General features: G+C 56.6%; 14 protein-coding genes and 1 pseudogene. 10 read left to right on the top strand and 5 right to left on the bottom strand.

Features of this window, described 5'->3' with window-relative positions; translation table 11 throughout:
- Positions 1 to 231 precede the first annotated feature (231 nt).
- Entirely contained in the window at positions 232 to 747 is a 516-nt protein-coding gene (locus BLS13_RS01370; protein WP_093449184.1) for a tetratricopeptide repeat protein, read from the top strand.
- On the top strand, positions 744 to 4,499 hold the full coding sequence (locus tag BLS13_RS01365) for a glycosyltransferase (RefSeq protein WP_093449183.1): 3,756 nt from the start codon (positions 744 to 746) through the stop codon (positions 4,497 to 4,499). Before BLS13_RS01370 ends, BLS13_RS01365 begins: the two co-directional genes overlap by 4 nt.
- Before the next feature lie 71 nt (positions 4,500 to 4,570).
- Here the strand turns inward: BLS13_RS01365 and BLS13_RS01360 are convergent, their stop codons facing one another.
- Positions 4,571 to 5,680, bottom strand: coding sequence for a glycosyltransferase family 61 protein (locus BLS13_RS01360; RefSeq protein WP_093449180.1), 1,110 nt, complete (start codon positions 5,678 to 5,680; stop codon positions 4,571 to 4,573).
- 376 nt (positions 5,681 to 6,056) lie between these two features.
- On the opposite strand from BLS13_RS01360, the gene BLS13_RS01355 reads away from it, so the two are divergent.
- The gene (locus tag BLS13_RS01355) at positions 6,057 to 6,737 is read left to right on the top strand and encodes a class I SAM-dependent methyltransferase (protein WP_176943379.1); all 681 of its coding nucleotides are present in this window, start codon (positions 6,057 to 6,059) and stop codon (positions 6,735 to 6,737) included.
- A gap of 423 nt (positions 6,738 to 7,160) precedes the next feature.
- Here BLS13_RS01355 and BLS13_RS20845 read toward each other — a convergent pair whose 3' ends face one another.
- Entirely contained in the window at positions 7,161 to 7,505 is a 345-nt protein-coding gene (locus BLS13_RS20845) for a transposase (RefSeq protein WP_256325663.1), read from the bottom strand.
- 350 nt (positions 7,506 to 7,855) lie between these two features.
- On the opposite strand from BLS13_RS20845, the pseudogene istA reads away from it, so the two are divergent.
- A pseudogene (gene istA, locus BLS13_RS01345) lies at positions 7,856 to 9,145 on the top strand (IS21 family transposase); the annotation flags it as partial.
- On the top strand, positions 9,132 to 9,860 hold the full coding sequence (gene istB, locus BLS13_RS01340) for an IS21-like element helper ATPase IstB (protein ID WP_093449509.1): 729 nt from the start codon (positions 9,132 to 9,134) through the stop codon (positions 9,858 to 9,860). The pseudogene istA and the gene istB, both read left to right, overlap by 14 nt.
- A 308-nt stretch (positions 9,861 to 10,168) precedes the next feature.
- Here the strand turns inward: istB and BLS13_RS01335 are convergent, their stop codons facing one another.
- The 3 genes from BLS13_RS01335 to BLS13_RS01325 form a co-directional block, all read right to left on the bottom strand.
- Positions 10,169 to 11,287, bottom strand: coding sequence for a methyltransferase domain-containing protein (locus BLS13_RS01335; RefSeq protein ID WP_143011837.1), 1,119 nt, complete (start codon positions 11,285 to 11,287; stop codon positions 10,169 to 10,171).
- A 243-nt stretch (positions 11,288 to 11,530) separates the two neighbouring features.
- Positions 11,531 to 12,421 (bottom strand): NAD-dependent epimerase/dehydratase family protein, encoded by an 891-nt coding sequence (locus BLS13_RS01330; RefSeq protein WP_143011836.1) that lies wholly within the window; start codon positions 12,419 to 12,421, stop codon positions 11,531 to 11,533.
- Positions 12,418 to 15,345 carry a glycosyltransferase gene (locus BLS13_RS01325; RefSeq protein WP_093449171.1) on the bottom strand — a complete coding sequence of 976 codons (2,928 nt, stop codon included), beginning with the start codon at positions 15,343 to 15,345 and terminating at the stop codon, positions 12,418 to 12,420. The genes BLS13_RS01330 and BLS13_RS01325 overlap by 4 nt, the downstream gene beginning before the upstream one ends.
- Before the next feature lie 392 nt (positions 15,346 to 15,737).
- Between BLS13_RS01325 and BLS13_RS01320 the strand changes: the two genes are divergently transcribed.
- From BLS13_RS01320 to BLS13_RS01300, 5 genes are all read left to right on the top strand, one after another.
- A complete protein-coding gene (locus BLS13_RS01320) occupies positions 15,738 to 16,532 on the top strand; it encodes an ABC transporter permease (RefSeq protein ID WP_093449167.1) in 795 nt (264 codons plus the stop codon).
- Between the two features lie 101 nt (positions 16,533 to 16,633).
- Positions 16,634 to 17,755, top strand: coding sequence for a KpsE/RkpR family capsule polysaccharide export protein (locus tag BLS13_RS01315; protein WP_256325650.1), 1,122 nt, complete (start codon positions 16,634 to 16,636; stop codon positions 17,753 to 17,755).
- Positions 17,756 to 17,864: 109 nt separating this feature from the next.
- A complete protein-coding gene (locus BLS13_RS01310) occupies positions 17,865 to 18,779 on the top strand; it encodes a sulfite exporter TauE/SafE family protein (RefSeq protein WP_093449162.1) in 915 nt (304 codons plus the stop codon).
- Positions 18,776 to 19,537 (top strand): TIGR02186 family protein, encoded by a 762-nt coding sequence (locus BLS13_RS01305; RefSeq protein ID WP_093449160.1) that lies wholly within the window; start codon positions 18,776 to 18,778, stop codon positions 19,535 to 19,537. The genes BLS13_RS01310 and BLS13_RS01305 overlap by 4 nt, the downstream gene beginning before the upstream one ends.
- Before the next feature lie 88 nt (positions 19,538 to 19,625).
- Positions 19,626 to 20,174, top strand: coding sequence for a glycine zipper 2TM domain-containing protein (locus BLS13_RS01300; protein ID WP_093449158.1), 549 nt, complete (start codon positions 19,626 to 19,628; stop codon positions 20,172 to 20,174).
- Positions 20,175 to 20,214: the final 40 nt, after the last annotated feature.

Genomic DNA, 20,214 nt, shown 5'->3' with positions numbered 1-20,214 from the left:
CCAGTGAGCGCTAACGTAGGCTCCCTCGATAAGGCGTCGCGCGCGCCACATTTGCGATCGCGCGTCTAGATCGAAGACACTAGACGGCATTACTCCTTTCAGCCTAGGTGTTTCTACAGTCCCGCGTCCCTGCCCGGAGGAGCAGTTTGTTGCCGCCTGTCATTGATGCGCCCCCTCCCAGCAGCCAGAGGGATCGACCAGTTTTAGTCAATTCGGATTGTGCGTAAAGAGATGCTAAAATTTCGTTGGAAACACCTCTTCTCCGCCAAACGCAGCGCTATTCGTCGAGCTGACTCCGCGCGAGATCGCGGAAGACATGCTGAAGCGGCAGCCCTCTATAGGGCAATTATCGAGCGATGGGGTGTCAACTTCGGACTGCTGGTACAATGCGGGAACGCATTGAAAGATAGCGGTTCATATGCGGAAGCAGACCAAATCTATATGACGGCGATCAAAATCCGCCCGGACGATGCCGACGTCTTCCTTCAACGTGGGCATCTTCTGAAGCTTATGGGCGACTTTGCCGCCGCTGGGGATCTGTACCGGCAAGCAAGCGCGCTGGATCCTACTCTTGAGGTCGCTCGGACAGAACTCGCGGCAATAAGCGGCTGGCGCGAAATTCATCGGCCGAAATCGATGACCGAGGATACCGGGCCGCTAAAAATAGTTTTGAGGACAGATATTTCGATGTCGGCAAGTATTATTTTTCACAGGGCCATCAACCAATATCGGTGGCGCCGCGGATGAGGTTGCTTATCGACTTGCAAGGGGCGCAAACCGAAAGCCGTTACCGCGGCATCGGACGCCAAGCCCGCGCGCTAGCATTGAGTCTGATCGAAGCTGCAACAGCTCATGACGTGTACATCCTGCTTAACGCAGAGCTGAAAAATGGATTTCAAGAAATTTATCATGAATTTCTTCGAGTTTTGTCGGCCGACCGTATCAAGACTTTTTCGATTCCCGGCGAATTAAGAGAATTAGAGAGTAGAAATCTTTGGCGCATGCGGTGCGCCGAGCTTCTCCGCGAGGAGGCAATCGCCTCATTACATCCGGATGTCCTATATGTTACCTCTCTCTTCGAAGGCGTCGTAGATAACGCGGTCACATCTATCGGCTTGATGCAAACACCTTATGCAACCGCTGTTACCTTGTTCGATCTCATTCCGCTGACCGATCCGAAGACGTATCTCGCTGCAGACTTCATGCAAACATTTTATTATCGACGCTTACAATCGCTGAAACGCGCCGATCAGCTCGTCGCGATTTCGGAATATGCCAAATGTGAAGCCATGGAGTTGTTACAAATACCAGGGGATCGAATCGATGTCGCCCTGCTCGCCGCGGATCAATCATTCACCAAATCTGATCTATCACGACTTGAATCTAGCGAGCTGCGGCGCCGCTATGGACTGCCAGAATCCTTCATTTTTTACGTCGGCGCTATTGAACCAAGGAAAAATATTCCATTTATCATTGAGGCCTTTGGTAAACTCTCGCCGACGCAGCAAGGAAGCACGGCCTTAGTCTTTGGCGGCAAGTTGAGCGACGCCGAGCGCCTGCAACTTCAGACCGCGGCTGTACGGTTTGGTGTTGATCCCTCCCGCCTCATCCTGCCTGGGTTCGTTGCGGAAGCAGATCTCGCTCCATTGTATTCGCTGTGTAGCCTATTTGTTTTCCCATCTCTGCACGAAGGATTCGGGCTTCCGCCGCTGGAGGCAATGGCGTGCGGAGCCCCGGTGCTTGTTGCGCGTAACAGCAGTTTGCCAGAAGTGGTCGGGCGAGATGACCAATTGTTCGATACGTTCGATTCAAACGATCTCGCAGCGAAAATGGGCCGGGTTCTTACGGACAATGCGTATGCTGATGAACTCAGGGCAGCGGGCGTAGAACGGGCGTCGCGATTCTCATGGGCGGAGGCGGGGCGCAAAACGCTTAGCTCCCTCGAAAGGCTCTACGACCGCCATATCCAGAGTAAGCGAACTGGCTTGCTATTCAAAGCAAAGCCACGCCTCGCGTTCGTTTCCCCACTACCCTCAGATCGAAGCGGAATCGCAAACTACGGCAGCGAGTTACTGCGCGAACTAGGCTGCCACTATGAGATAGACTGCATCATTCATGGAACGGTCATTTCAGATCCATGGGTGACGGCGAATTTTGCGCTGCGCGATGTAGCTTACTTTCGCGCGAATGCTGATCACTACGATTATATTTTATATCAGATCGGTAATTCTGAATTTCACGCGCACATGCTTGAACTTCTCATAGAAATTCCTGGAGTGGTCATTCTTCACGACTTCTTTCTGAGCGGCGTTTTGGATTGGCTTGGAAACGTCGGCCATCGCTCAAAAGAATATTTCTTAAGGCAACTCTACCTGACGCACGGGCTGCCCGCGCTGGCCTATGTAAACGACGAGGGTCGCAGCGCTGCAGCCGAACGCTATCCCGCCAATCAGATCGTCTTCGCCAATGCGCAAGGCGTGATAGTTCATTCGAAATGGGCGGTTGCTCGCGCACGTGAGATTTACGGTGATGCAGTAAGCGCAAAGATGGTTCATATACCCCACCTTCGAGCCGTCAGGCCAAGGATGGATAAACTGGAGGCGCGGCGGCGGCTTGGAATTGATCCCAAGGCATTTATTGTGTCGACATTTGGCTTCGTTGCTGAAACGAAATGCGGCGACAACCTTATTGAAGCATGGGCACTCACTGCCGCAGCGCGTGCGGAACGCGCAGCACTCATATTCGTCGGGGATCATCCTACCGGCCCCTGGGGCGACGAATTCCGCGAGCTGGTGGAGTCACTGTCGGACACTTTATCCATTACGGTCACTGGCTACGCCGATATGGAGACTTACGAATCTCACCTAGCCGCCGCTGACGTGGCTATCCAGCTACGAAGGCAGACCCGAGGCGAAACGTCGGGCGCGATATTGGATTGCATGGCGTCGGGGCTGCCCGTTATCGTAAACGCGCATGGAACGTCCGCAGAAATCAATACGGATTCTCTCATTCAGCTTCCAGAGATTTTCACGTCACAGGAACTGGCTGATGCCATCGATCGCTTGTTCGGCGATTCCGAGTATCGACTGGCACTAGGTGACCGGGCCCGCGACGAACTGATCAACCACTATCATCCAGCTGTAGTCGGCAATTCAGTGCGTGAGGTGCTTGAAAACTTTGCGATCGATAGCGCCAGCGGGCGGCAGAAACGCCTGCTTCAGGCGATCGGCGATCTTTACGCACCCATGTCGCCCCACGAAGAGGACCTGATAAATCTCGCGGAGACAATCGCAAAAGCGACCGGCCGGATTGGGTTGAGGCGCATTTTTTATGACATCACTTTGCTTGCAGAAAGCGACTCTCATACAGGCATCGAGCGCGTGGTTCGAAGCTTTCTTGATCGACTTCTTAAGCAAGTGCCAGAAGGCTATACCGTAGAGCCCGTTCGCTTCGAGAATGGAAAACTCGTTTTTGCACGAAAATACGTTGCCGATAAGCTTGCCATCCCTGCCGATGTGTTGCCCGATTCTCCCATCGATTACGATGATGGTGATATTTACATTATGCTGGAATGGGCCGCAGGAATATTGCCTGGCATGGAAGAGTATTTGCAGGATTTTCGGAGAGTTGGAGGAAAAATTGTCATAGGCATTCACGATTTACTACCGTTCCAGATGCCTCACCGATTCCCAGAATTCATTCCGGGCATCGCACAGATGTGGTTCAAAACTGCGCTTGCGATAGCGGACCAATTCATTTGCGTATCGCGTTGCGTGGCAGAGGATGTGTTGCGGTTTGGTAATGCTCTGGTCCGATCCCGTCCGACCCATATCAATGTCGATTATTTCACTCTGGGCGCAGATATTTCCGCAAGCCTTCCAACCAAGGGCGTGTCCGATGGGGCGCTTGCACTGCTCGACAAGCTCAGCCTTAAGCCGACTTTCATCACTGTTGGAACTGTCGAGCCGCGTAAAGGTCACCCGTTGGTGCTCGATGCCTTTCACCAGCTCTGGGGCAGGGGGATCGACGCGAATCTCGTAATCGTTGGCAAACTAGGCTGGTCCATGGAAAAAGTCGCACAGTCGATCCACGATAGCCGGGAAAATGGAAAGCGGCTCCATTGGTTACAAGGTGTTAGCGACGAGTATCTTGAAGAGCTTTACAAGGCATCCACGGCGCTGATCGCGGCCTCCGAGGGCGAAGGTTTCGGCCTCCCTTTGATCGAAGGCGCGGCGCGTGGGCTCCCGTTGATCGTGCGAGACATTCCAGTGTTTCATGAGGTGGCTGGCGAGCACGCATATTACTTTGACGGCAACACGGGCGAGAAAGTAGCCGACGCAATCACGCGGTGGCTCGTGTTACATGAAGCGGGCTCAGCACCTTCGTCCTCAGGGCTCAAACCATTGCGCTGGGAGCAGTCAGTGGAGCAATTCATGCAGGCGATGTTTGGCACATCCCATTACGGGATAATTGATAGCAGAGCATCGCGACTGTCCTGATTCTGTTATTTTATGATATTAGGACATGGCATCAATCAATTCCCAATTAACCGGTAAGTACTGAGCAGGCTTTAATTGCGCAGCAGCGATGCGATATGACGCGCGTCGTTGGGATCGATAGAGAACCACCCTTGCCCGCCGCTGCCGGGCTCGTCATCGCCGAGCACGATATAAATTTCCTGTCCCCCGATCGCCGCAATCTGCGGCTGGATGAAGTTCACATTTCCCTTGCTTTGCAAAACTCCCACCCTTGTCCGAGGATGGCTGAATAGTGTGCCGTGCATGCCAGAACCGGCTTCGCCGAGCACCGTCCGCGCCGAAGCAAAAAGCGCGACCTGCTCCGGGAAGCTCACTTGCTCGGGAAACACGATCTCGAACCCCGCCTCCGCAACGATAGCTTCGATTTCTCTGCGATTGACGAGTTCACGCGCCCCACCCCACCCGCTGCGGGCCACGAAAATATCCCGAGTCGGTTCAACGGCAGGAGCGTAGGTCTCACGCAAGCGACGGTGAACATTCATGATGTCGGGATGAAGTTCCGACGCCAGTCGATCGAATGTCGGCAAAAGCATGTGATCGCAATCGACAATCGTGGAATTCACATCGATAAACTCACATTTATCGATCGGGATGCCTGCCGCCTCTATAACCTTTCCGTGCCACTCGGCCTCAAGCGCGCCGAACAGATATCGATCGACAGCGACGCCGCTGCGGTTCATTCGTTCGAACCTGGGAAACACGTCGACCAGCATATGGCCAAAGACCTGCCAGCCCAGCGAGATCATGTTCACCGTTGTGCCGGACAGGCGCACGCGCCGTTCCGGAATATGCGCCCCAACCACATCGCCATGCCGATCGTGGAAGATCGGCGAATTCCAAGGGCCGGGAAACGCCTCGGGTATCATCATCAGCGACGCACTCATCAGCATCGAATTGCCGCGGATGATCATCCCGTCGCCGATTACGCTCGCTTCCTTGATCGAGAAAATTCCGCGAGGGGAGATGGCGCCATTCGACCTGTGATAGACCTCCAGAAACTCTTGCGTGCCCGGACCGATCACGAGGCTCGGCACATGGCGCGCCAAATGAGACCCCTCAGACGTTTGAGTGAATTTGACCACCTTGGGCATTGATGTAACTGCATCCTCAAGGCGGACGATATTGTATATGACGGCAACCATTCTTGACTTCCCACTGACGTCGGCGGGCTCTGCCGCAGAAGCAGGCAGTCTGCAACCTCACACCCGTACGCCATCGCGATAACTATCTTCTTTCTCAACGCAAGCGATGAAGCCGACCGGCGACACCGATACGGCGCACTTAGAGACGATGCGCGCGATCAATGACGCGAAGCACATAGCGAGATGTCGCGACATGGAAGGACCATGGGGTGAGTATGGGGACGCCCCTCCTCGACTCACGGCCAATCCCGGCTTGCTTCACCGGCCAGGTGTCGCGCCAGCCCGCTGGCTTCCGTTCGGTCAAGATGCCGAACGAGCTTGAAGCGCTCCCATTTTTCCGCTTATGCCTTCCTTATCTTCCATGGAGAATGTGCGTGTGAGCAGGGTTTCGGTAATTCAAAGTCTTGTGGACTGTTTCGACCGGCCGAATTATCTCGAAGTCGGGGTCGAGGATGGGTTCACCTTTCACACTATCAAAGCAGCTCGAAAGATCGCGGTCGACCCCGTGTTTCGTTTCGAAATGCCGACCACTCCCATAACCGATAGTCTCGAATATCATCAGATACCGAGCGACGACTATTTCGGTGCGCGGAAAGCAACGGACCCCAAATTCGATGTCATTTTCCTTGATGGTTTGCACACGTTCGAGCAGATTTTGCGGGATACGTTGAATGCGGTCGAGTCCCTTGCTCCTAACGGCGTGATCGTGATCGATGATGTATGGCCGACCTCTTATGCGGCGTCGCTTCCCAGCACCGACGATATGCTTCGCGTCCGGGAGGCCAGTCCTGACGGCAGCGTCGCGTGGATGGGTGACGTTTATCGCGTGGTCATGTTCATCGACACATTCCTCCAGCCGTTCCGTTTCGCCTGTACGGACAAAGATCCATGGCAGATGGTGATGTGGCGCGGCCCGCGACCCGCGGTTGAGCAGCGGCAGGTCAGCGACATTGCGGAATTATCTTACGCGGAACTCCTTAAGCATAAGAGCGAGATGAACTTTCAGCCGCTGTCTCGGATAGTCGCTGATTATCGTGCGGATCATCACAACATCTGACAGTATGGCACCGCGCATCCATTCGCACGCTGCGGAACAACCGCGGCATTCCGACCACAATGTGTCCAGCCCAAGATATGCAGGTCATGAACCGGGGCCATCTATGCTGTGATCGCGATATTAGACTGAAATCCGATCGAGTTGAATCGTGGGGATTCCCAAGGGTGCTATAATCTGATTCATATGTGGACGCCCCTATGGCAAGGGCTTTTTGTCGAGCTGGGTTTGATCGGTTTCTTTCATATGTCCAGCCTGTTTGTGCGGCTTTTGGTTGTCGCTGGCCTTGATGGAAATCCGCCGGTGAGGTCCCTAATCAAGCTCGCGCGCATTTGAAGCGCAGTGAATCAGACGGGCTTTCCTCACCATTGGCTCGATCGTTACTCATCATCGACTGCCATTGCCAATTCGGGTGATTGTGTTTCGTCAGGCCGCCAGGTGGTATGGCCGGTAAGCTTCCTTGCGGGTCAGCACGACCCAGGCGATCCGGGCGAGCTTATTCGCGAGCGCGACTGAAACCACACGGAAGGGCTTCTTCTCGCTGAGCTTCCGGATCCAGTCGGCCATCGGGGTGGGCTTGTCCTTGATGTGTCGCATGACAGCAGTGGCACCGACGACCAGCAGCCTGCGCAGGTATCGATCGCCTTGCTTCGATATGCCAACCAGTCGGGTCTTGCCGCCCGTGGAATGTTGTTGCGGGGTCAGGCCCAGCCAAGCGGCAAATTGCCGGCCGGATTTGAACTGCTCCGGATCGGCGACAGTGGCGGCGATGGCGGTCGCGGTAATAACGCCAAGACCCGGGATCGCGGCGAGCTTCTGGCTGCCTCGCTTGCCGCATGCCAGACTGCGAGTTGCTGATCGAGTTGGGCCACCTCGGTATTGATTGCCATGATCTGCCGGATCAGGATCTCCAGCGCCGACCGGGCATACGATGGCAAGCTATCCTTTGCCAACGTCTGCTCAGCCAGCTTAGCCAGATTGGCGATACCGGGGTTCGCTACGTGGCCGAATTCCGCAAGGTGTGTTGATCGGCGTGCAAAAAGAGCCCTGTTAGCGGGGTGATCGGCGTCGAACAGGGACCCCTCATTCCGATGGTTTAGACAGCGGCCTGGCTTTGCAGGCGGCGAGATCGGCTGCGGATGACGCGGATCCACGATTTGCTGAAGCGCGAAGGCTTCGAAGGCTCCTACGATGCGGTTCGGCGCTACGTGGCGCGTTGGAAGGTCGCGCGACGGGACGATCCCGGTGACGGCGGGGTCGCCTTCATCCCGCTGCTATTCCGGCCCGGCGAAGCCTACCAGTTCGACTGGAGTCACGAGGACGTCGAGATCGCCGGCAAGCCGATGCGGGTGAAGGTCGCGCATATGCGGCTATGCGCTTCGCGGGCGGTCTATGTCCGCGTCTATCCTCGGGAGGGGCAGGAGATGCTGTTCGACGCCCATGCGCGGGCATTCGCCTTTTTCGGCGGGGTTCCGAGCCGAGGCATCTACGACAATATGAAGACGGCGGTGACGACGGTGTTCACCGGCAAGGAGCGGATCTTCAACCGGCGCTTCCTGATCATGACCGATCATTACGTGATCGAACCGACGGCCTGTTCACCGGCCGCGGGATGGGAGAAGGGCCAGGTCGAGCATCAGGTCCAGACGATCCGGGGACGGTTCTTCCAACCCCGGTTGCGGTTCGCCAGCTTTGAGGAGCTGAACGGTTGGCTGGAAGCAGAATGCCGGCGGTGGGCCGAGCTTCATGCCCATCCCGAACAAGGCGACCTGACCGTGGCGCAGGCGCTGGACGCGGAGCGGCCGTTTCTGCAACCGATATTGGCGCCGTTCGATGACTTCCACGAGAGCGAACATGCCGTGACAGGTACATGCCTGGTCAGCTTCGATCGCAACAAATATTCGGTGATGGCCAAGGCCGCCCGCCGCACGGTGCAGGTTCGCAGCTATGCTGACCGGATCGTCGTTCGCTGCGGTGAAGATATCGTCGCCGACCATGCTCGCCTCTTCGGGCGCAACCAGACAACACTTGATCCGTGGCATTATCTGCCCGTGCTTGCCCGCAAGCCCGGCGCGCTGAGGAATGGCGCGCCGTTCCAGGGCTGGGATTTGCCGCCAGCTTTGGCCCGGCTGCGGCGCAAGCTCGGGACCGGCGACGAGGCCGATCGCCGGCTCGTGCGCGTGCTGTGGGCCGTGCTGACCGATGGCCTGGAGACTGTCGAGGATGCGATCCGGGAAGCCCTCGATGCGGGCGCGGCCAGCGACGAGGTCATCCTCAATATCCTGTCGCGCAGGCGCGAACCGCCACAAACGCTTACGATCATCACATCCGAGGATCTGATTTTGAAGCATCCGCCGATCGCCGATTGCGACCGCTACGACCAGCTGCGAGATGTCCGTGCAGCGGCATGATATGATCGCCGCCATGGGCGGCCTTGGCCTCAAGGGCATGGCGGGCGCGTTCGATGATGCGGTCACCACCGGCCTGCAGCGCAATCGCACTGCCATGGAGATCCTGACAGACCTGCTGCGCGCCGAGATCGCGCATCGTCATGCCGCCTCGATCCGTTACCGGATGTCTGCGGCCAAGCTGCCGGCGGTGAAGGATATCGACACCTTCGCCTTCGATGGCACGCCGATCAACGAAGGACTGGTCCGGTCGCTTCACAGCGGTTCATTCCTACCGGGGCGACGCAACATCGTCCTGGTCGGTGGCACCGGCACGGGCAAGACCCATCTCGCCACCGCGATCACCGCCCATGTTATCCGCAACGGCGCACGTGGCCGCTACTTCAATACCGTCGATCTGGTTACCCGGCTTGAAGAGGAAGTCCGCATCGGCAAGCCCGGTTCGCTTGCCGCCCAGCTCTCGCGCCTGGATCTCATCGTGCTCGACGAACTCGGCTATCTGCCCTTCGCACGATCACGTGGTCAGCTGCTGTTCCACCTCGTCAGCAAACTCTACGAACGGACATCGGTGATCATCACCACCAATCTCGCGTTCGGCGAGTGGCCGACCGTCTTTGGCGATCCGAAGATGACCACCGCGCTGCTCGATCGCATCACTCATCATTGCGATATCATCGAGACCGGCAATGACAGCTGGCGGTTCAAAAACCGCAGCTGACCGCCCCGGGGTAGCCCCAGAGAAACGCCGAACGACTTTCCCAGCTTGCGCCTTCGGTCGGGCTACGCCCTCCCTGCGTCACAAGCTGGGAAAGTCGCGTATCCTCATCAAGGGGTCCCTATTCAACGCCGATCGGGGGTCCCGTTTGCGCGCCGATTGACAGTTCAAGCCAGACGAATGTTCCAATTACCTCCGGAACTCCGGATACGTGCAAATCTGATCGAATGTGAGTCTAGCCTTCAAGGCCGAGCGGTGATCTTGACGTGGCGCCACAGCAGGGCCTTTCCACGTCAAGATCACCGGGGGCTCTAGCCAATTTTTTCTAACCTAAGGGCCCTCTCGACGCGAAGCCCGGATAAACCATTTGCGATTATCCTGCACTGCATACCGAACGCCGTCTCGGCCTCTATCTGAAACTCGATCGAAACATCAACATATTCATGTAATGGTGTGTCGCTAGCCAATATATCTACCCGATTTATCATTGCATTATTCAAGAGCACGTCCATGATTCCGACTACGTCGTGCGGACCGACCAGATCTGAACGAGACACGCTCATAACTGCCTTATATTGGCCTTTAACGATGGGAGCATAAGGCCCATAGATTACGGCACCCTGATGCCCCTTGGTCGATGAGTAATATGATATCGCACCATCGGATTTGATTTCACTGAGTTCGCTATTGAAGCGATTCATACGTTCCGGCCAAGCCTTTTCCCAACAGACACGGATGAGTTCGCGCACTTTGGCCTCGTCGGGGTCACGACGTGCTTTACGTGCCTCGACCCACCAAAGGTAGGATTCATTCGCGTGCCTGTCGGAAATCGCGCAACGCTGCACCAACGACCAAGGACCAGCCCACAGATGATCCGGTTGATAGGACAGAAATTCGCCGCTTACGGGATCGCGAGTCAGATATATTCCCCGATTCACTACGACATCGAAACCCGCCGCGAATAAGATATCGGCAATCTCGTTCGGAGTGAATTCCACCATATGCTCTGGTTGAATGATGCACAGGGCTTCAGTGATAATTCTGTTTGGACTGTCAACGACAAGCAGCCCGCCGCTTTTTAATATTCGGCTTGCCTCCATCAGAAAATTCGTGACGTCATCTTCCCAAAGGTGCTCAATATTTTGCCCGGAAAAAACGATATCTGCGACATCGCTTTCCACGTCGCTCATATCGCCGGCGGTATTGGCGACCCATTCGGAATTTGGTGGCAAATCGTCGGGTTTGGGAAGATATAACTCAACCCCGATGTGGCGCGCCGGCCATCCACAATTGGTATGAACCCAATCGAAGTACCACAGACCGCTGGCACCAACGCTAACCATCGTCTTGCCGCGCGCGTCGATACCCCGCAGATAAGCCGTACGCGTATCATGCAAGACATGCTGTACGTCAATTTGTTCAAATCTCAATCGTTTAACTCCTCTTCGTTACAGCGACTCCACCAGAACGGCGGCAAATCTGCCACAGGAATAGTCCAATCTGGCTATCGCAATGCGCAAATGCGCAGCCTGCACGGATGCAACTCAAACCGTCCATCCTCGCAATCTCAATCGCAAACGCAATGGTTGAAGGATGAACGCCGATATACATGTTCTTATAATTTCTCGCCGCCCTAATCTTTCCTTCGGGGGCATCGATGATCAACCGTGACCCTAATGGCGGTATAGCGTCATCATCTCGAGAAGTATGTCTCGCACGGGCGTCGGCTCCGAGCGATCGTCGAGCAACGCGCGGAGTTTCAACGGACACCCCACCAACCGCCACACTTCGGATCTGCGAACGAGGCCGACTGCCTGCTCGATCTCAATTTCATAGCCTGCGATATCTTCCAGATCCTTAATCAGCGAGTATAGTGACGTCGCTACTCCCGTGCAAAGATTGACCTGCTCACCAAAGCTGCTCTCGCGCTCGATAAGCGAGACGATCTTCTCGGCGGATACCCGAACATCCATGAAGTCGCGAAGCACGTCCAGATTACCCAACTTGATCGTTCGCTCTCCCCTGGCGAAGGTCGATACAAGCTTCGGCACAAGAAACGACGGATTTTGTCCCGGTCCGATTATATTGAAAGGCCGAATCGTCGTATAAACGACCTCGTCGATATAATTTTCGACTAGTCTTTCGCAGGAAAATTTGCTGAAACCATAATGACTGACGGGCTGTGGCGCCAACGCCTCCGACAAAAACTCGGCGTCGCGATTACCGTAAACACCGGCCGTACTAAGAAATAATAGCCTAGTTTGCGCACCTGTCCGGCGAAGGGCCTCGAGCAAATTCTCGGTACCTATAACGTTTACTGAATAGTAGCGCAGGACATCCGCAGCAGTGACGGCGGCGATGCCAGCCGTGTGAATGACGACATCGGGTCGAAAGTTGTCAACGACTGCATCGATCTGCTCGAATTGCGCGATATCACATTCATAGATCGAGTCAGCTGACTGCTGTGTGGATACACCTGCCGCATCATATCCTTTAGCCCCAAGCTCCCTCATCAGGTGCTGTCCGATAAAGCCCGAAGATCCCGTTACGAGAACCTTCGTCACTTGTCCGCTCCGACCGCGTGTGGCTCGCCGTTCTGCTTTTCGACCATGATCCGGTGAGCATCGTACAGCTTATCGAGCATCATCTCCGTCGATGAAAGCCAGGTTCGCGCATCCCACTGCTCGGCAATTACCCGTTCACGGTTGAGCACTTCCTTGGGATTCCTCGCGTAATACGCCATTCGCTCGGCCCACCTGAAGGTATCCAGAGGGTCTATATATTCAACCAGATCCTGGCCTGTTTCGCGGAGTGGATCGACATCAGCCGTGAGGCAGAATTTCCCGTAACCCAGGCTTTCCGGGAGCGTCAGGCTCCATCCTTCATAGAAGCTTGGCAGCAAGGTGAATTCACACGCATGATACAGAATGCGGAGTTGCTCGTCGGTAGGGCTGAGCACCAGCAACTTGTCCTGAACACGCTCGTCATTGGCGATTGCCGCCAGCAGGTCATCGCTCAGCCAGCCATTTTTGCCGACAAATATCAGCTGCAATGGCTCTTCGAGCATCTCGTCCTCAAGCATTCGAAGATAAGCTTTGTAAAGGACTTCATGATTCTTGCGAGGCTGAATTGTCCCAACGGTTATCACAAAACGCTCCGTGATGCCGAGATCAGCCAACACCTTACGGCGCTGTCTCAGCGTTGGCGGAGCCCCCTGATCGGCCAAATCGAGTTCGGATCCAAACTCCAGATAATCGCTCGGAGGTGAGCGCCATCCCCGATCCTTCTGTATCTTAATGCCGTCCCTTTGCGCCGTCTTCCCACCATAGAGAATATGCTCGAACTCATTGGATATATGCTTCACGAACAACTCATATCCATCGACCGTCGATTGCACATGTGTGTGCGGCAGCAGAAATGGTGTGAAGTCATATAGAAGCTGTGACGTCATTACACGACGCGCTGGAGAAACCATGTCCGTGATCGCTTTTTCACTGTGCATCTGACCCGGTGTTACGAATCCGATACCGCAAAAGAGAACGATCGTGTTTTCAGGAATTTTGGTCAAATGGCGCACAGCGCCATCGATCGAATCCTGGGATGCAATCTGGAATCGGCTGCCGGTCCCTTCGGACTCAGCCTTATTCCAGAAATCATGGAAAAAATCGTAGGCAGCCGATAACTCTTCGGCGTCCCACAACCATGTCAGGTAATCAGTGGGTATTTCGAAGAAACGGCCATTATGATAAGCAAAAAATCGGCTGTCGGGTGCGATTTTCTTCAAGTAATGGGCATAAGTCAATTCCACCCTTACGATACCTTGCATTCCCCCACCCCAATTGAGGAAGGTAAGTGAAAGGTCCATCCAGATGACCGGCTTTTTCCAAGGCACATTCGAGCCAATAAGATCAACGAGCTGAGCCGAGGGCAAACATTGGTTGGCAAGGGCGGTGAGGGCTTCGTAAACGGCGTGCCCAGCATCTGTCCATGATGGCCTTGACCATTGCACCGCAATTTTCGCCTGCACATCATCGAGCAACCGGTCATCGCCCGCATATGACAATATCTTTTCCGTCCATGACCGAACATCGTCAAGCTCAACGAAATCGATCAGATCGTAGCCCGTTTCACGCAAATTTGGTGTGTCTGCGGCGAGGGCGAATTTGCCGAAAGCGAAACTCTTGCTCACCGAGGGGGCCCATCCAGGATATGCCCCCGCGAAAATCGTGAAGCGGCAGTTTCTGTACAGAACGGCTGTATCATCGTCAGACGGATCTACGATCAGAATGTGCCCCGCTACCCGCGGGTCTCGCAGCACCATGCTAGCAAGGTCACTCTCAAGTCCGATATCCCCCGATATGACTAACTGGGGTGTTTGATCAGGGTTCCGGGCAAGACACATCAGCATCACGCGATAAAGGAGACCATAATCGCTGCTCGCGTCAGCGGACACATCCGCCAACATGAAGGACCGGGTTATCCCGAGAGTAATCAGTCGTTCGGCGTCCCCGTCTTGAACGATCCCTTCCACGGGATCGATCCCCAGCCGAATGGGCTTCCCGGAAATGGCCGGCGTTTCTTCGGACTCGAGCTGGGTTTCAACATCTTTCTGCGCCGCCTCGCTGCCGTAAAGCAGGAAGTCGCAATGCTCCGTCGCCCAATCCAAGTAACGATGAACGACATCCCGGCTCTCCTCGCTAAAATACAGAGCCGTGTCGGCAACAAGGGGCATGATATCGTAAACGAGGAAGCTTACATAAATCTGGGGGCTGATACTTTTCAGCTTGGAGAAGCCTTCTTTCTTTCGATCTCCCTGCAATCCGGCCGATAATATCAGATCGCTCGACCCGTAAGGATGAAAAAACATGTCCGAATCCGGAACCGTCAATTCAATCGATCGAAGCGGGGACTCACGACCTTCGACCCTGCCGAAAAATACTTGGTATGCCTCACGAAGGTCCGCCGCGCCGAATAGCCATTGGAGTTGGTTTTCCGGGATTTCAGCAAACCCCGTATCGATGTAAATTGAGAAACGAAGCCAAGGATTGGCGACCCTCAGCGATCGGGCGAGTTCCAACTCCACCCTGACGGATTCCGAGAATGCTCCGCGGGCTTCAAACGCGCCCGTAAGATCAATCCACATCCTGGCAATCCCCGGGGCCACAACCGGTTCGAATGGCGGTATTGAGGGGATGCCCGATGCCCGCACCAACTCGATCATATGAGCGGATCCAGCTAAACCCTGATCGAACATCCACTGGGACAGTTCCGGCAGCCGCCAACCATACTTCCGGGCTTCTGGTGATGCCGCTATCCCGAATACGATTTCAGTTTTCGCAGCGCCGGATTGAAGAAGATCCTGAAAGTGCCGAAAACCCGGTGGATCTGATGGCCGCCCTAAGATTGAGACGTAGCAGCATTCAAGAAAATCGTCGTCGTCTTGATCAAACAGATCTGAAAGCCGTTCAGCAGGAAGCATTTCTACCATATCGTCCACATTATCCGGTTATCAGACAGGAGAGTTTACCGTCGCCAGCTCGTCTGGCAGTTCAAAACCGGCACCCTTCGTTCCTCGCCAAAGTTCAAAATCGAACGTCTTTACAGGTCCGAAGCCGGCGGAAGCCATCGCAAAATTGACATCCCTAGTCAAATGAACACGCCAGCGAACGGTGAGCCGAGCGAACGCACCATGCCGGTCCGACCGATAGCATGCTGCGACGCACACACACCGCCCAGCTAACGAGATGGAGAGAATAGCGGTTGCGAGGGTTGCAAGTCCGGGGTTCCGCAGGGTATGGTGGCTCGCTTTGGATTACAACGCAATGAAGATCCAGCCATTTCCCATCGGCAGTATCTTCATTTTAAAGGCTTTGGAACTGCATGAGTCGCCCGCCGTCGAGCTTCTATAACGACCTGACGGGTCAAATCCATGTGATTGGGGCTCTGGTAATACGGGAGCTTCACACCCGCTTCGGCCGCAACAATATCGGCTATTTGTGGATGATCGGCGAACCGCTTACGTTTGCAACGGTGATCGGCATCCTTCACTCTTTTCAAGGCGCCCACACCGGAAGCGACATAAACCCGGTGCCATTCGGTATCCTGGGATATACGGTTTTCATTATCTTTCGCGGGATCTTTTCGCGAGCCGACGCGATCCTCGAAGGAAATGCGGTGCTTTTGTACCACCGGATGATTTCGGTCCTGACGATGTCCATCGCCCGCACGATCATCGAAACAGCCGGCTGCTTCAGCGCGCTGGTGATCCTGCTCTCGGCATCGATCATTCTCGGATATGCCAATTTGCCCGCGCGGCCGCTCTATCTTTTTGCCGGTATCGCCTGGCTCGTTTGGCTCGCCTTCGGGCTGGGTATGATCGTAACCGCCTCCGTCTACGAGCGCCCCACATTAGGGCGGCTGATCCATCCGATCACCTATTTTACTATGCCGATTTCGGGCGCGTTCCTGATGATGGATTGGCTCTCCGGACCATTCAAAACGTTCATGGAATGGAATCCGATGGCGCTCATATTCGAATATGTTAGATATGGCATGTTCGAAAGCGCACCGGATACATATCTGGACGGCTCGTATATAACGGCCTGTTGCGCTATTGTGACATATATCGGCCTGATCGCGATCAAGAAGGCCCGGGAGCGTGTCCATCTTTCGTGAAGGCTCGCCCCGGCGACGGGATCAATTCATGTTCTGGAACGACAATGCACGGAATCATTAGGCCTCAGCCCGTTTACGAACCGCACGAAAAGCCCGGTGCTATGGCGTCTTTTGCCATATCGCTGCGCGCATGGGCAAAGCGCAACCGGGCCTTTTTGCTAATCGTCATCGTGCCGACACTTGTTACGGCGGCATATTATTACCTTGTCGCCGCCGATCAGTATCAATCCGAGGCCCATTTCGTGGTGCGAACGGCGGATTCCTCGCCGGGCCTCTCAAGTGGATTCGGGCAGTTTCTGGGAATGACCCCAGGCATTTCGCAAACCCGGAGTGATGCGTTAAGCGTCAACGACTATCTCGATTCCCAGGATGCGGTGCTGAATCTCAATCGCCGCGTGAACATCATCGATCGCTTCCGCCGCCCCGAGGCGGATATCGCGACACGGCTGCAGAGTGCGAATCCCACACCCGAAGCGTTACTGAAATATTATCGCAAACAGGTGTCAGTCCATTTCGACAGCGACAGCGGGATCACCAAATTGCAGGTGCGAACCTTTCGTCCCGCAGATTCTTACGCGATCATTAAGCAGCTGATGCTGATGGGTGAGCAGCGGGTCAACCTACTGAACCAACGCAGCCTGACCGACACGCTTTCCTCCGCTGGGCGTCAATTGGCTGATGCCGAAACCGCGCTTGCCGCCTTTCAGGTCCGTATGACGAGCTTCCGCCAGCAGCGGGGCGACATCGATCCGGAAGGCTCAGGCAGGGCGCAGATCGGACTCGTCAGCACGCTCTCGATCGCCCTGACCCAGGCGCGCGCGCAGCTTGCGAGCATGCAGGGGATCATCTCGCCTTCCAGCCCCCAATATGTCGCCACCGCGGCGCGCGTGCGGGCGTTGAGTGCGCAGGTTGCGGGCCAGTCCGGCAAGCTGGTGGTGGGCGGCGACGCGATTGCTGCAAATCTCGGTAATTATGAAGACCTTAAAGTTCGGCAAGAGTTCGCGGCGAAGCGTTATGAGGCCGCGGCCGCAAACCTGGAAAAGGCGCGCGACCAGGCATCCAAGCAGCAATTATATATCGTCCGCGTGGTCGAACCCAATTTGCCCGTGAAATCGCAATTCCCGGAACGCGGGCGGATCGTTCTCACCGTGTTTTTCTCCCTGCTGATCACTTATGCGATCGGCTGGCTGGTCATGGCCGGCGTCAAAGAACATTCGCTATAAGCTTGAGGATGCCTGCGGTGTTTACCGCAGGCATCTGTTCAATCTGGCCTTGGCGAAGCTCCGAAACCAGTTCCCCCCCGCCGCCCATCTGCGCTACCCCTGATCCGCCATGGATCTCTACCTCCCCATCGCCGGCCTGTCGGTGAACGTCTTCATGATGATCGGCCTCGGCGGGATTGTGGGGCTGCTGTCGGGGATGTTCGGGGTCGGCGGGGGGTTCCTGACGACGCCGCTCCTCATTTTCTACGGCATACCGCCCGCCGTCGCGGTCGCGTCCTCGGCCACACAGATCACCGGGGCCAGCGTATCCGGGGTGATGGCGCATGGTCGGCGTGACGGGGTCGACTATCATATGGGGGCGGTGCTCGTCGTCGGTGGGGCGCTGGGGGCGCTGGCGGGCGGCTTTGCCTTTCGGGTGCTGCAGGCGATGGGGCAGATCGATACGGTCGTCAGCCTGATGTATGTCGTGCTGCTCGGCGGGATCGGTGTGATCATGGCGCGCGAATCGATCGGCAGCATCATGGCGCAACGCCGCGGCGAGCGGCCGCGGGCGCAGGCCAAGCGGCACCATCCGCTGATCGCGGTGCTGCCGTTCCGGTGGCGTTTCTACAAATCGGGCCTCTATATCTCGCCGCTCGCGCCGTTGCTGCTCGGCTTCGCGACCGGCGTGATGACCGTGCTGATGGGGGTCGGCGGTGGCTTCATCCTGGTGCCGGCGATGATCTATCTGCTCGGCATGTCGACGCGCGTCGTGGTCGGCACCTCCTTGTTCCAGATCCTGTTCGTCACCGCCGCGACGACGATGGTACATGCGATGACCACCCATGCCGTGGATATCGTGCTCGCCGGCCTGCTGCTGATCGGTAGCGTCACCGGCGCGCAGATCGGCGCGCGGATGACCCAGCTGCTGAAGCCCGAATATCTGCGGTTGATCCTGGCCTTCATGGTGCTGGTGATCGCGTTTCGCATGGGGCTGGGGCTGACGTGGCGGCCGCCCGAGATCTTCACGGTGCAGCCGGCATGAGAGGATGGCTGGGGCTGCTATGTTTCACGCCGCTACTGATGGGAGCGGAAGCGCCCCGGCTTGTCCCGGATGTCTCGCAGAACAAGATCGACATCATCTACAGCTTCACCGGCGCCGAACTGCTGCTGTTCGGCGCGATCCTCTATCCCGGCGGCAAGGTGCCGAGCCGGCATCCCGAGATCGCGGTCGTGATCAAGGGACCGTCGGAGGCGGTGCTGATCCGCCAGAAGCGCAAGATCGCCGGCATGTGGATCAACGCCGCCAGCGCCGATTTCCGATCGGTGCCGTCCTTTTATGCCCTGGCCGCCTCCCGGCCGATCGCGCAGATCGTCAAGGATCGCACCGCCGTGATCTACGAACTGGGCATCGACAATCTCCAGCTTTCGCCCGCCAGCGGCGATCCCGCCGACGATCGCGCGTTCGAGGATGGCGTGGTCGATCTCAAGCGCCGGGGCGGCTATTATTCGGAAACCGCAAATGGCGTCGAGATTCGCGAAGGCGTGCTCTACCGCGCGCGCATCGCGATCCCCGCACGCGTGCCGGTCGGCAAATATACGGCCGAGACCTTCCTGATCGAAAATGGCCGGGTGGTGGCCGCCGCTACGCGCGACATCGACATCGCGAAATCGGGCTTCGAGGCCTATGTCGCGCGCTCGGCCGAACGCAATTCGTTCCTGTACGGGCTGGGTGCCGTCGCCTTGTCGCTGGTGCTCGGCTGGCTGGCCAGCGCCGCGTTCCGGCGGCTGTCGGAACGGTGAACGACAGGTAGTTTTCGGTTCACGCAACTTATCACGCGCCCGGTCCGTTCTGATGCCGCAACTAAAAAGACATCGAACGGAGTTCCCCATGCGCAAATTCATTCTCGCGGCCGCCCTCGTCGCCACCATCGCCCCCACCACCACCGTTTTCGCCGACCCTCCGCCATGGGCGCAGGCCAATGGTCGCCGCGATCATGATGACGGCGATCGTCGTCATGACGATGGAGACCGCCGCCACGATGACGGTGATCACGGAGGCGATCGCGATCGTCACCATGATCGCGATGACCGCCGCGGCAACGACCGTGCCGAATGGCGCGCTTACCAGCGATACGACTATAACCGCCCCGATCCGCGCTACGGCTATTATGATGCGTCGCGTTATTATCGCGCCGATCCCGGCTATGGCGAGCGCCGCCTCGGCCGTAACGACCGGATCTATCGCGGCCGCGACAATCGCTATTATTGCCGCCGCAGCGATGGCACGACCGGCCTGATCGTCGGCGCGGTGGCCGGCGGACTGCTGGGCAACGCCATTTCCGGCGGGCGTTCCGCCACGCTCGGCACCCTGTTGGGCGCTGGTGGCGGTGCGCTGCTCGGCCAGTCGATCGATCGCGGCAGCGTGCGCTGCCGTTGATCCCGAGCTGAGCTGAGCTGAGGGATAAGGCTCCGGAGCG

This window comes from Sphingomonas sp. YR710, assembly GCF_900101455.1.
Taxonomy (GTDB): Bacteria; Pseudomonadota; Alphaproteobacteria; order Sphingomonadales; family Sphingomonadaceae; genus Rhizorhabdus.
The sequence above is the reverse complement of the archived record's forward strand: the minus strand, read 5'-3'. Positions and strand labels throughout refer to the sequence as shown.

What these genes read in the sequence shown, in the direction of transcription:
- BLS13_RS01370 (WP_093449184.1), top strand. Translation starts at nt 232, where the DNA reads ATGCTAAAATTTCGTTGGAAACACCTCTTCTCCGCCAAACGCAGCGCT.
- BLS13_RS01365 (WP_093449183.1), top strand. Translation starts at nt 744, where the DNA reads ATGAGGTTGCTTATCGACTTGCAAGGGGCGCAAACCGAAAGCCGTTAC.
- BLS13_RS01360 (WP_093449180.1), bottom strand. Translation starts at nt 5,680, where the DNA reads ATGGTTGCCGTCATATACAATATCGTCCGCCTTGAGGATGCAGTTACA.
- BLS13_RS01325 (WP_093449171.1), bottom strand. Translation starts at nt 15,345, where the DNA reads ATGGTAGAAATGCTTCCTGCTGAACGGCTTTCAGATCTGTTTGATCAA.
- BLS13_RS01320 (WP_093449167.1), top strand. Translation starts at nt 15,738, where the DNA reads ATGAGTCGCCCGCCGTCGAGCTTCTATAACGACCTGACGGGTCAAATC.
- BLS13_RS01315 (WP_256325650.1), top strand. Translation starts at nt 16,634, where the DNA reads ATGGCGTCTTTTGCCATATCGCTGCGCGCATGGGCAAAGCGCAACCGG.
- BLS13_RS01310 (WP_093449162.1), top strand. Translation starts at nt 17,865, where the DNA reads ATGGATCTCTACCTCCCCATCGCCGGCCTGTCGGTGAACGTCTTCATG.
- BLS13_RS01305 (WP_093449160.1), top strand. Translation starts at nt 18,776, where the DNA reads ATGAGAGGATGGCTGGGGCTGCTATGTTTCACGCCGCTACTGATGGGA.
- BLS13_RS01300 (WP_093449158.1), top strand. Translation starts at nt 19,626, where the DNA reads ATGCGCAAATTCATTCTCGCGGCCGCCCTCGTCGCCACCATCGCCCCC.